This window comes from Acidobacteriota bacterium (assembly GCA_009838525.1).
GTDB lineage: Bacteria > Acidobacteriota > Vicinamibacteria > Vicinamibacterales > UBA8438 > VXRJ01.
Genome location: VXRJ01000019.1, coordinates 79205 through 91451 on the forward strand (window position 1 = coordinate 79205; position 12247 = coordinate 91451).

9 protein-coding genes and 1 pseudogene are annotated in these 12247 nt (G+C 67.9%); 7 read left to right on the forward strand and 3 right to left on the reverse strand.

Annotated elements, in window-relative coordinates:
- Position 1: 1 nt before the first annotated feature.
- The gene (locus F4Y45_10175; GenBank protein ID MXY24874.1) at positions 2-2500 is read right to left on the reverse strand and encodes a DUF1592 domain-containing protein; all 2499 of its coding nucleotides are present in this window, start codon (positions 2498-2500) and stop codon (positions 2-4) included.
- A gap of 40 nt (positions 2501-2540) precedes the next feature.
- On the opposite strand from F4Y45_10175, the gene F4Y45_10180 reads away from it, so the two are divergent.
- Positions 2541-4175 (forward strand): hypothetical protein, encoded by a 1635-nt coding sequence (locus F4Y45_10180; protein ID MXY24875.1) that lies wholly within the window; start codon positions 2541-2543, stop codon positions 4173-4175.
- A gap of 819 nt (positions 4176-4994) precedes the next feature.
- Here the strand turns inward: F4Y45_10180 and F4Y45_10185 are convergent.
- A pseudogene (locus F4Y45_10185) lies at positions 4995-5180 on the reverse strand (hypothetical protein).
- A gap of 279 nt (positions 5181-5459) precedes the next feature.
- The gene (locus tag F4Y45_10190; protein MXY24876.1) at positions 5460-6266 is read right to left on the reverse strand and encodes a hypothetical protein; all 807 of its coding nucleotides are present in this window, start codon (positions 6264-6266) and stop codon (positions 5460-5462) included.
- Between F4Y45_10190 and F4Y45_10195 the strand changes: the two genes are divergently transcribed.
- From F4Y45_10195 to F4Y45_10220, 6 genes are all read left to right on the forward strand, one after another.
- Positions 6205-8256 carry a PQQ-binding-like beta-propeller repeat protein gene (locus F4Y45_10195; GenBank protein ID MXY24877.1) on the forward strand — a complete coding sequence of 684 codons (2052 nt, stop codon included), beginning with the start codon at positions 6205-6207 and terminating at the stop codon, positions 8254-8256. The genes F4Y45_10190 and F4Y45_10195 overlap by 62 nt on opposite strands.
- A gap of 203 nt (positions 8257-8459) precedes the next feature.
- Positions 8460-8864: a hypothetical protein gene (locus F4Y45_10200; GenBank protein MXY24878.1), complete on the forward strand. Its 405-nt coding sequence runs from the start codon at positions 8460-8462 to the stop codon at positions 8862-8864.
- A 7-nt stretch (positions 8865-8871) separates the two neighbouring features.
- Positions 8872-9285: a type II toxin-antitoxin system VapC family toxin gene (locus F4Y45_10205; GenBank protein ID MXY24879.1), complete on the forward strand. Its 414-nt coding sequence runs from the start codon at positions 8872-8874 to the stop codon at positions 9283-9285.
- 217 nt (positions 9286-9502) lie between these two features.
- Positions 9503-9832, forward strand: a complete 330-nt coding sequence (locus F4Y45_10210) for a hypothetical protein (GenBank protein ID MXY24880.1) — start codon at positions 9503-9505, stop codon at positions 9830-9832.
- Positions 9833-9910: 78 nt separating this feature from the next.
- A complete protein-coding gene (locus F4Y45_10215) occupies positions 9911-10696 on the forward strand; it encodes a redoxin domain-containing protein (protein ID MXY24881.1) in 786 nt (261 codons plus the stop codon).
- Positions 10697-10802: 106 nt separating this feature from the next.
- A complete protein-coding gene (locus F4Y45_10220; protein ID MXY24882.1) occupies positions 10803-12233 on the forward strand; it encodes an aminotransferase class V-fold PLP-dependent enzyme in 1431 nt (476 codons plus the stop codon).
- Positions 12234-12247 lie beyond the last annotated feature (14 nt).

Sequence of the window (12247 nt, forward strand, 5' to 3'; positions counted from 1 at the left end):
CCTATTCTGCCACGGCGGCGGGCCGGGGCAATGCGGTTCGCATCCGGAACGGGAGGCTCCTGACGATTTCGGTGACGATCGCCGAGAAACGGTAGTCCTCCGCCGCGGCCGCGCGGGTGATCGCCCGGACCGCCGGGGCATCGTAGTACTCCACGCCGCGGCCCAGCGCATAGGTCAGCAGTTTCTCCACGAGCGTGCCGACGAACCGGTCCGGCCGTCGCAGCAGCGCATCGCGCAATCCGGCGGCGCCGTCGAAAGTCGTTCCGTCCGGCAACTCGCCGGTCGCATCGATCGGCTGATTCGTCACGGTGCGGGTGCGGAAGCGGCCGACCGCATCGAACTGCTCCAGGGCAAAGCCGGGTGGATCCATCAACCGGTGGCAACTGGCGCAAGCGGGCGCCGCGCGGTGAAGTTCGGTTGCCTCGCGCATCGACAGCGGCGCGCCGTCGCCCGCCGTCTCCTCGAGCGACGGGACGTCCGGCGGGGGCGCGGCAGGCGGCGTGCCGAGCAGATTCTCCAGTACCCACTTGCCGCGCAGCACCGGAGACGTCCGGTTCGGATAGGCGGTGACCGACAGGATGCTCGCGTGCCCGAGAAGGCCGCGGCGCGCCTCGTTCGCCAGCGCGACGCGGCGGAAGTCGCCGCCGTAAACGCCCGGGATGCCGTAGTGCCGCGCGAGCCGTTCGTTGACGAACGTGTAATCCGCGGTCAGCAGCTCGAGCACGCTCCGGTCCCCCAGGAAAACGTGCTCCACGAACAGCTCGGTCTCCCGCAACATCGCGTCGCGCAGTCCCTCGCCGACATCCGGGAAGAGGTCTTCGTCCGGCACCACGGCCGGGATGTTCCGGAGGTAGAGCCACTGGCCAGCGAAGCTCGTAACGAGCGCCGTGGCGCGCTCGTCGGCCAGCATCCGGCGCGCCTGGCGCTCCAGTTCGTCCGGATTCCGGAGACGGCCGGCCTCCGCGGCGGCGAGCAACTCGTCGTCCGGCAGGCTGCTCCAGAGGAAGAACGACAGGCGCGATGCCAGTTCGAGGTCGCTCACCGCATACGACTCGCCCGGTTCCACCCCTGGCGGATCGCGCTCGACGCGCAGGACGAACTCCGGGCTGGCGAGCAGCCAGCGCAGCGCCATCTCGATTCCCGCCTCAAAACCGCCGTCGGCCGTCCCTTCATCGTAGAAACGGAGGAGGCTGTCGACCTCGTCGGGCGACACCGGACGGCGCCAGGCCTGTCGCGCAAGGCGGGCCATGATCGTGCGCGCGCATTCCCGCGCCACTTCCGCCGAGTCTCCCTCCGGTCGACAGGAAAAGACCCGCTGCCGGCTCGGCGTCGTATCCGCCGGGGGCGCGCCGGTCGCCGCGTAGGGCCCGGTGACGGTGACGCTGCCGAGGTACGGTTGAACGCGCGTATCGCCGCCGGTGATGCTCGTGTACGGCCGCAGGTAGGGCTGGCGCTGCGTTTCGGGATAGGCGTACGTCTGCCGGACGAAAGTTGCCTGCAGCACGTGGGGTCCGGCGCCGACCGGCACCCGCACTTCCCAATCGGCGTCGGCGTTGCGCTGCCGCGCCCGCCAGTCGCGGTACGCGTCGCTGTCGCGCGGCGCGTCGGGTGGTGGCTCACCGACCGTGAACGTGCCAATCAACTCGCCGTCGAGGCTTAGCTCCAGCGCGTGCTCGAGGGTGAACGCGGCGAGCGCGTCGCCCGCATCGCGCGCGAGGCTGACCGCGATTACGTACTCGCCATCCTCCGGGAAGTTGTGGCGGAACTGTCCGCCGCCGCGTGTACCGAAGGGCAGCCCCGGCATGCGGTCGTCCTGGGACAGGTCGCTCGGCAGGCGGAAGACCTCGGCGGTGGCCGACGGCGCCGGCCGTCCCACCGCGACGCGGCTGATCCTGCGGGCCGCGGCGAGGTAGCGCTCGAGGAGTGTCGGTGACAGCCCGAGCACACCCGCAATGTTGTCGAAGCCGTAACTGGCACCGTCGGCCGGCAACAGTTCGGCGACGTCGATAGGGAGATCCAGCAGATCGCGGACCGCGTGGTGGTACTCCGTCCGGTTCAAACGATGGAACGCTTCGGTCCGCCCCGGATTGGGGTCGGCGGCCGCGGCCCCATCGAGCTCGGTTTCCAGCCAGGCGACGAACCGATCGTACGTTGCCGCGTTCGGCCGGGGGCGCGGTGGCGGCGGCATGGCGCCGGCACGCAGCTTGCGCACCACGGTCTCCCAGACGGCGGGCGCCTCACCGACCCGGGCGAGGTCCAGCCCCTCGAACGTCAGTCCGGCTGTCTCCAGCCGGTCGTTATGGCAAGTGAGGCAGTAGCGCTGGATCAGCGCGCGCTGCCATTCCGGGTCCGGCGGCTCGGGTGCCGCAGCCGGCTGCGCGCCGGCCGCCGGGACGAAGAGGAGGCAGACGGCGGACAGCAGGCCGACGGCTCGGCAAACCGTTCGGGCAAACTGCGCGCGTCTCATCGATCCGCCAGGTACAGGCCCGCCGGGCGGCATGCGCTATTCTACCCGCAGCGTGATGCGGAGGCCCTGGGCGATGGATAGACGGCGGTTCCTGGCGGGCAGCGCCGGCGCCCTCGGTGCGGCGGTTTTCGGGCACTGGCCGCTCGACCGGCTTCTGGCGGAGTCGGCGCCGCCCCAGGCGGCGGACTGGGACATGGGGTGGGTGCGTCACCTGCTCCCTTCGGTGAGCGACTCGCGGATCCTGCTGAAGGCCTCGTTCGAGCGGCGTCTCGGCGCCGCACCGGTGCTGCGCGTCGAGGCGGCCGACGGCGCCGGAATCGAACTGCGCGTCGACGGGCGGCGGTCCGACACCGCAGGCGAGTTCTGGCAGTTCCACGTCACGGATCTCCTGCCCGCCCGGCGGTACCGGCTTTCCCTCGCGGAGAACCGGGGCCGTGCGCTCTGCGATCCGTGGGAAATCTCGACCTTCCCGGAACGCGACGCCAGTCCCGAGAGGTTCCGCCTTCTCTTCTTTACCTGCGCCGGCGGCCCGAGCGGCACCTACGAGGGAATCGGCCAGCGGAGCGGTTTCCTTCCGACCGCCATCCGCAGCCGCCTGCTCCGCCGCGCGCTCCGGGAGGCGCCGGATGCGGCGGTCGCCAACGGCGATCACATCTACTGGGACCTGCACACGTGGCTGGGCGAGAACCCCGGCCAGCTCAGCCCGGCCGCGCGCGAATCGAACTTCGACTTCTCCGCTTCGGTCTTCGGCGGAAGCAACGAGACCGCGCTGAAGGCGGCGGCGGGACCACAGATCGTCCCGCTCTACGGCGCCGACTTCCGCTCGACGCCGATCTTCTTCCTGCAGGACGATCACGACCACTGGGAGAACGACGGCGCGGACGTTTTCCCGATCCCGTGGTTCCAGTTGCAGCTCGCGCGCGCAACACAGTCGCTCTATTACCCGGAATTCCTCCCCGATCCCCGACGCCCCGTCGGACTCCCCTGGTCACATACGCCGGACCGTGGCGACCTGTCGGAGAGCTTCGGCACCCTCCGCTACGGCGATCTCGCCGAGGTGCTGCTGTACGACGTCCGCCGGACGGTGACCGTCTCGGGCGCGAACCCGGTCTTCATCGACCGGCAGGTCGAAGGATGGCTGATCGACCGGACGCAGGACGCGAACGTCCGTCACCTGGTGCACGCACCCTCGAATCCGTTCGGATGGAGCGCCGGGAAATGGGGCGAGTGGTACCCCGACATCCTCGACCGGGAGACGGGCGAGCTGACCACCGCCATCGAGAAGCCCTGGTGGCAGCCAGGGTGGCTCGAACAGCACGACCGCCTGATCAGTGCGATCGCGGCCCAGCGCGAACGCGTGCCTCTCGTGGTCAGCGGCGACCTTCACGCGATCGGCATGGGCCGGATCCACCGCGCCGGCACCGTCGATCTGAACGCGCATCCGGTGACGGCGGTGCTGAGCGGCCCGATCGGCACCTCGGTCCGGGGCTTTCCCAGCAACGTGCGCGGCGTCGGCTCGACGCCGCCGGCCCACCTCGACATCGAGGAAGCAGTGGCGCCGATCGAGGATCACGGCTTCACGATCGCCGACTTCCTCCACGACCGTATCGTGCTCCGGCAGTACCGCTGGGACGTCGACCTACAGCCTATAGAGGCAATCGACACGCTCGAACCGTTCTTCACGACCGAACTGCCGATCCCCGGCTAGGAACAAGGCGCCCGCGCGCCAACCGGGGCGCGCGCGCCCTGGCTGGGCGGCGCCGGGCTGCGGTTCCGGCCAGCGCCGGCGTTACCTCCCCTCCAGTTGAACCTCGGCGATCGCGATGCCACTCTCGCCGGCAACCGCGTAGAGGAGATAGATCCGGCCGTCTTCCTCGTAGATCGCCGGGTCGCGGAGCTGGTTGACGTGGCCGTACGCGGTGGAGCGGACGGACGGCTCGAGCGGCGCATCCGCTCCCTCCCAGTCGAACTCGGGTCGCAGCACTTCCCCGCCCGGCGTTTCCTCCCAGGTCATCCAGTCGCCGGCCAGATCGATCGTGCTCACCTTGACGTGCTCCGGCACTTCCCCCACTTCCGTCCAGAAGACGTACAACGTGTCGCCGCGCCGCAGCAGCGCCGCATGCCGCATGTTCGGGTTGAAGAGGCGCGGCCCCTCCTCGAAGCCGCCGAGCGGATCGCGCGAGCGGTAGAACTGCCCCGGCATGGACATGATGTAGGTGTAGCCGTCGTACGCGAACGCCCGCATGTAGCTTCGGCCGAGCCGTTCCGGGCGTGTCTCGAAGTCGATGCCGTCGCTCGAGAGCGCGACCCGCGACACCTGCGTCGAGATGCCGTCGAGGCCGTGGTAATACATGACAATGCGCCGGTTGGCGTCGTCGACATGGACGTCCGGCGACGCGATGTGCGGGGTGATCGCCTCGGTCACCGGGTCGTGCGACATCCCCGCCGGACGGGCGGGCCTCGCGAGGATCTCCGCCCGCTGTTCCGGCGTCAGCTCGGGCGGCGCCTCGAGGAAGTGCGACCCTTCGATCTGGAGGCTGCCGGGCGGGTGAATGGTCCAGGGGCCGAGCAGTTCGTCCGCGTAGGCGAGGCGAATGTACAGCCCCTTGTGGTCGGCGAAATAGAGGTAGTACCGACCCAGCGGATTGTCGATCCACTCGGGCACGCGAATCAGCGAAGGACCCTGGATGTTGACGCCGATGCTCGGGTGCAGGTCGGGCGTGATGATCGGCCCGTCGAGGAGACGCTCCGCGCGCACGCCGTGCGCAGGAGGAGGGGCCGCCTCGCCGCGCCCCGCCGGCGGGGCCGCGTCCGTCGCGGTTTCGCCGCCAGCGGCCGGATCGCCGGCGCCTGCCCCACCGCAACCGGATGCGAGCATGGCGGCGACGGTCAATACCGGGACGGTCGCGGCCAGGATTGACCTCGTCTTGCGTGCCGAGACGATCTTCACCATTCGCGCCACCTTCACCACTCCCTTCAGTTCGTACTCCGTTCAGTTGCGGAAAACGTCCGACTCCTCCACCACGACCTGGAACCTCCGGAACTCCGAATACTCGGCGGTTCCGGTCACCCGGGAGCCGGACTGGCGGTTTGCATAGCGCTCGCGCATCTCGACCGGCACCGGATGCCCAATCGTCTCGTCCATCGCGTAACGGACGACGATGAGCGACTCGAGGTTCGGGTCATCGAACGACAGCTCCGTGACCAGCACCCGACCGGTGGCGGCCTCGATAAAGTAACGCCCCCGGGACGGCACGTTGCCCCCGCGGCGTTGCTGAATCACCGTAGTGGGCCAGGTCTCGCGATAGGCCACCACCCAGACGTCGCCGGCATCGTCAGGCAGGTCGACCCCGAGTTCGGGATCCTCGCCATCCGACAGCCGCTCGAAGTCAAAGCGGGTCTTGAAGGACGAATGCAGAAAGAGCAGCGCCAGCGTCGGCGTGTTCGTATTGCGCTCGATGTCGCCGACGTTGTAGCGGGAACTGTCGGTCAGTATCCCCTGTATTCGATCGCGCACCGTCGCCGACGGATCGAGGAAAAGTCCTCTCAGGCGCTCGGCGCGATCCTGCACCGTACTGCCATCCACCTCGAATACGTCCCGAAAGCCGAAGTGCCGGTAGGACCCCTCGGGCCGCACGAGGAGATAATCCGACCGGAGGGTGACCCGATCGAAGCCGGCCCGGCCGCCGAACCCGGCGGATGCCGGCATCGTGGCGCTCTGCTCGTAGCGCTCCTCCATGACGACGTTGGTCAGCCGTTCATGGAGGTCGTCGACGTACTCGGTCGCCCGTCCCAGCACGGCGCCCAGAGACTCGGCCTGCGCGCCCGACAGGCCCGGGGCCACCAGAGGCGACACAACGGCGACGACCGAGGCGCACAACGCCGCGCGAACGCACGCCCGATGCGGACGCCGCCCGTTGCCCATGCCGGCAGTCTACTACTCCGGCGCACATGCGGGTAGAATCCGGGGATCCGGCCAATCGCCCCCGGCGCGGACCCCGGGAAGGGAGTGCACCATGACCCGACAGCCCTTCGTTCTACGATGCGCGTCAGCCCTCTTCCTCACGCTGATGCTGGCCGCCCTCGGGCCGGGCGGCAACTCCGCCACCGCGCAGACGGGCGACGGATTTGTTCCGGTAACCGACGCGATGCTGCAGGATCCGGCTCCCGGCGACTGGCTCATGTGGCGCCGAACCCTCGACGGGTGGGGCTACAGCCCGCTGGATCAGATCAACCGGGACAACGTCGGCGAGCTGCGGATGGTATGGGCCCGCGGCCTTGCCCAGGGGGCCCAGCAAGGCACGCCGCTTGCCTATGGCGGCACGCTGTTCATGCCGAACCCCAACGACATCATCCAGGCGATAGACGCAGTGACCGGCGATCTCCTGTGGGAGTACATCCGGGTGATTCCCGACGACATCAACGAGTACGTCGGCGGCCTGATCAGCGTGAACCGGAACGTGGCGATCCACGGCAACCGGATCATCCACACCGCCAACGACGGATACGTCCTGGCCCTCGACGCGTCTACCGGTCAACTCGTCTGGGAAACGGAGATCTTCGACTACACCGAGAACCCGGTGCGGCACTCCTCGGGTCCGATCGTCGCCAACGGCAAGGTGATCTCGGGACGTAGCTGCCGTCCGCGGTTCGGGCCGGAGGCGTGCGCCATCATCGCGCATGACGCCGAGACCGGCGAGGAGCTATGGCGCCGTCCCCTCATCCCGGCGCCGGGCGAGCCGGGCGATGAGAGCTGGGGAGGTGTTCCCTACGAGGACCGGGCCCACGTCGGCTCGTGGATGGTCCCGAGTTTCGACCCGGAGCTGAATCTGATCTATGTCGGCACCTCGGTCACGTCGCCCGCACCGAAGTTCCTTCAGGGCGGCGCCGACCTGAAGCACCTGTACCACAACTCCACGCTTGCGCTCGACGCCGACACCGGCGAGATCGAGTGGTACTACCAGCACCTCAATGACAGTTGGGACCTCGACCATCCGTTCGAGCGGATCCTGGTCGACACGACCGTGGCGCCGGACGCCGGTGCGGTGGATTGGATCAACCCGCGCATCCAGCCGGGCGAAGTGCGCAGGGTGCTGACCGGCATCCCGGGCAAGACCGGCATCGTCTACACGCTCGACCGCGAAACGGGCGAGTTCCTCTGGGCCACCGGCACCACGACGCAGAACGTCATCAGCGACATCGACGGGACGACCGGCCAGGTTACCGAGAACGCGGAGCTGGTCTTCAGCGCGCTCGGCCAGGAGATGTTCACCTGCCCCACCTGGAACGGCGGGAAGGACTGGGAGGCGGGGGCCTATTCGCCGCTGACCAACATGATGTACATGCCGCTCCGCAACGCCTGCGCGAGGATGCTCGCGACCGACGCGCCCGGCACGTCGCACTATGCCCTGGCCGTGCGCAACCAGATCGCGCCGGGCACCGATCAGGTGGGCACGGTCTTCGCCATCTCCGCCGAGACGGGGGAAACCGCGTGGGTGCACGAGCAGCGTGCGGCGACGATGTCGCTCGTCGCCACCGGCGGCGGCCTGGTCTTCGGGGGCGATAACAACGGCCGCTTCCACGCGTTCGATCAGGAATCCGGCGAGGTGCTCTGGGAGATCAACCTGGGCTCCGCGGTGACCGGCTTTCCGATCAGCTACGCGGTAGACGGCCGGCAGTACATCGCGGTCGGCACCGGCACTGCGAGCACCGCGTCCCTGTTCGGCCGGCTGACACCGGAAATCCGTCCGAGCACCACCAACAACCTGTTCGTGTTCGCGCTGCCTTGATCGGGGGCGGCCCACCCATCCGAACGTCTCCCGGACGCGTTGCAGATCGGCCGGTTCGCCGGTCGCCCGCGGAAGCACCTTGACACCAAGGTGCCCACACAGTAGCCTTACAAGGTTCGGCGCGGATCGGCGGCGACGTCGGCGTCCGCGGCGTTGTGAGGCAGTTCAGTCGCATCCCCCGGGCACGGAGAAACCTGTCAATCATGAACAGCAAGTACACCCCGCTCGAATCCCACCTGCGTGATTCCGGACATGCGCGCGTGCCCATGACTTTCGGCGAAATCGAACAGGTCATCGGCGCCGGGTTGCCACCCGCCGCCCGCAGGCACCGTGCGTTGTGGTCCAACAACCCCGGCAACTGGGTCATGACGAAGGCTTGGCTCGCAGCGGGATACGAGACGGAGAAAGTCAACATGGAGAAGCAGAGGCTGGTCTTTCGGAAGGTCGTAACGGCCACGCCGGCGCCAGAAGCCGGCGGCGAATCGTCCACGGCGGAACGTACAGGGTCGTTCGCAGACGTTCTTGGCTCCCTGAAGGACACCATCACGATATCGCCTGGCACGAATCTGACGGACCCCATCGGCGAAGACTGGAACGCCGCGCGGTAGCGTCCAAGTGACCGACTTCCTGCTCGATACGTGCGCCGTCATCTGGACGGCCCACAAGGACCCGTTGCGCGAACCGGGCGCGAGCCAATTGCAGGACGCGTACCGGCGCGGGGCACGCTTGTTCGTCTCCCCCATCACCGCATGGGAAATCGGGATGCTCGTGGCGAAGGGGAAGATCGCGCTTGCGCTCGATCCCGACCTCTGGTTCCAGCGCTTCTGCGAGTTGCCCTCCGTGACGCTGGCAGCGATGCCGACGTCCGTGTTGGTCTCATCGACCAGGCTGCCGGGAACGCCGCCTCCCGATCCCGCGGACCGCATCCTCATCGCGACCGCCCGCACCTTCGGGCACGTGCTAGCCACGCGTGACGCCAGGATTCTGGAGTATGGCTCTCAAGGTCATGTGCGGGTTATTGAGTGCTGAAGTGCTGACATCACCGCAGGCGCCGGGCACTCCACCGTCCCAAGGATCGCACCGTCCGGCGACTCGTGGCACGCTTCCCAGGTGGCGGAATCCTCAAGCATGGCCGCAAGCCATCGCCACTCGCGGCGATGTCGCCAGGGAAGGCGTATAGAATGGCCGCACTCGCAGCGAGGGTGGCCGGTTCGGTCGCCGACGCCATTTTTCTGGAGACGAGACGATGACACGCTGGACATTCGCAGCAGCGGCTCTCGCGTTGCTGGCGGCTCCGGCCGAGGCGGTCGCGCAGGAGGCCGCCCCGGTCCGCTCTGCGCACGAAGACCTGGAACCGGGCACCCAGACCGACGACCTCGGCATCACGTTCGGCCTGCCCGCGAGTCATCCCGGGCGCCGCTACCCGGCGTCCCACGAGTTCCCGTCGGGACCGGAGGTCGGCCAGCGGCTTCCGGAGTTCTCGCTGCCGAATCAGCAGGGGCGCATGGTCGACTACCACGCGGACCGGGGCGATTCAAAGTCGATTGTCGTGTTCTACCGCTCGGCTGTGTGGTGACCGTACTGCCGCACGCAGCTGGTCGAGCTGCAGACGAACCTGGGGCTCTTCGAGGAGGCAGGCATTCGCGTCTACGGCGTGAGCTACGACAGTCCGGAGCAGCTCCGGGCGTTCGCCGACGAGCATGACGTGACGTACGAGCTCCTGTCCGACGTCGACTCGGCCGTGATTCGGGAGTTCGGCATCCTCAACACCCTGATCGCTCCCGAGGATCCGGAACAGGCCGCCGGCCGCAGCTTCTACGGCGTGCCGTTCCCCGGCGTCTACGTGACGGACGAGAACGGCGTGGTTACCGAGAAGTTCTTCCACCGGCACTACGCCAGCCGCGCCTCGGCGGGGACGATCCGCGACTCCGCCCTCGGCGAGATCCTCGCGCGCCACGAGGTTCCGGTCGTCGAGCTCGGTGCCGAACAGGTGAAGATCTCCGCGTTCCTGTCCGACCCCGCGATGCAGTTCGAGACCCAGTCGACGGTTCACGTGCGCTTCGAGCTCGCGGACGGACTCCACATGTACGGCCAGCCGCTGCCCGACGGCTACATCGCTTCCGAGGTGACGGTTCCCGACACCCCGGGGCTGCGCGTAGGGGCGATACGGTACCCGCCGACGCACCCGAGGGAGTTCCCGCTGCTCGGAGTCACCCTCAACGTCTACGAAGGGGTGGTCGACGTCGCGATTCCCGTGACGCCGGACGCGGAAGTCTTCCACCGGTCGAACCCGGACCGGCCGGACGTCGTCGAGGTGCCGCTTTCTGTGCTGTACCAGGTCTGCAGCGAGACGATCTGCTACACCCCGCGGACCGAGACGCTCTCTCTGACGGCGCCGTTCCAGCCTCTCGTGACCCCGGGCGCCCCGAGAGCGAGATAGCACCCCGCTTCCCGGCAGCTGCGGGTTTTCCGGCTGTTACTACCCAACTCCCTTTGTAAACTACCGTCGATTTGAGGGGTTTCGTCTGACCACGATTGCGAATCACATGACCACAAGACTACAGATGTCGCCTGACCTCATGCGAGAGCTGGCCCACGAGGTTACCGAGATTCTGATCGAGCGAAGCGAACAGTTACCCGCAAGCGCTGTGTGGGACGGAGAGTTCCAGCAGGGTGCGTCGAGTCCGCTGGCGGCGGAACCCCCCGAAGATGGCGGCTCGCCGGCAGCGGCCATCGAGGAGGCCGTACGGGACGTTCTGTCCCCGGCGTTGCGGCTCGATCATCCGCGATGCTTCGGGTTTGTCCCGAGCGCTCCGACGTGGCCGGGCGTACTGGCCGACTACCTTGTGACCGGATTCAACGTCAATACGGCTACGTGGCTTACCGCGGGCGGTTCAAGCCAGCTCGAAGCCGTCGTGATCGACTGGTTCCGGAAGTGGTTCGGGTACCCGGAAACCGCCGGGGGCGTGCTGACGAGCGGGGGATCGGCGGCGGCCCTGAACGCCTTGGTAGCCGCGCGTGAGGCGGCTGGCCACCCCCAGCGCGCCACGGTCTACATGAGCGATCAAAGTCACAGCGCGCAGGTTCGCGCGGCACGTATCATCGGCATCCGCCCGGAGCACCTTCGTATCCTGCCGACCGGCGCGGACTTCCGCATGGACCCGGACACGCTGGCGACCGCCGTTGCCGCGGATCGCGCCGCGGGTTGCTCTCCCATCGCGGTATGCGCGGATGCAGCTTCCACCAGCACCGGCGCAATCGACCCGTTGCCTGCTATCGCGGACTACTGCGAGACAGAGGGCATCTGGTTGCACGTTGACGCGGCGCACGGCGGGGCGCTCGCCATCCTGCCGGAGGGGGCTCAACTGCTCGAGGGCGTCGCTCGGGCGGACTCCATCGGCATCGATCCGCACAAGTGGCTGTTCCAGCCGTATGAAGTCGGCTGTTTGCTGGTCAAGGACGCGCCTACCCTCTCGCGGGCGTTCGGCATTCACCACGACATACTCCAGGATTCGGTATGGGGCGCTCGCCATCCGAACGGGGCGGATCACGGCCTGCAGTTGAGCCGGCGGGATCGCGCCCTGAAGATCTGGCTGTCGATACGGACCTTCGGCATGGCGGCGTTGCGCGCGGCGGTCGCACAAGGGATCGATCTGTCCAACCGCGCGGCGGATTGGGTGGCGAGCAGCCCGACGCTCGAGTTGCTGACGCCCGCATCGGCGGGAATCGTCTGCTTCCGGGTCAATCCGTCCGGCGCGGAGCTTGACGAGGCGGAGCTGCAGCGGATCAACAAGAACGTTCTCGCGCGCGTCTTTTGGGACGGCCACGCTTTCATATCGTCGACTTCGCTACACGACACCTTCGCACTCCGAATGTGCGTCATCAACCATACGACGACGTGGGATGACGTTCACGCAACCCTGGAGAACATCACACGGTTCGGAATGGAAGCGGCTGCAACGCCTCACCCGGGTTGAGGAAGACAGGAATG

What these genes read in the sequence shown, in the direction of transcription:
- F4Y45_10180 (MXY24875.1), top strand. Translation starts at nt 2,541, where the DNA reads ATGGATAGACGGCGGTTCCTGGCGGGCAGCGCCGGCGCCCTCGGTGCG.
- F4Y45_10210 (MXY24880.1), top strand. Translation starts at nt 9,503, where the DNA reads ATGACACGCTGGACATTCGCAGCAGCGGCTCTCGCGTTGCTGGCGGCT.
- F4Y45_10200 (MXY24878.1), top strand. Translation starts at nt 8,460, where the DNA reads ATGAACAGCAAGTACACCCCGCTCGAATCCCACCTGCGTGATTCCGGA.
- F4Y45_10195 (MXY24877.1), top strand. Translation starts at nt 6,205, where the DNA reads ATGACGACGTTGGTCAGCCGTTCATGGAGGTCGTCGACGTACTCGGTC.
- F4Y45_10175 (MXY24874.1), bottom strand. Translation starts at nt 2,500, where the DNA reads ATGCCGCCCGGCGGGCCTGTACCTGGCGGATCGATGAGACGCGCGCAG.
- F4Y45_10220 (MXY24882.1), top strand. Translation starts at nt 10,803, where the DNA reads ATGACCACAAGACTACAGATGTCGCCTGACCTCATGCGAGAGCTGGCC.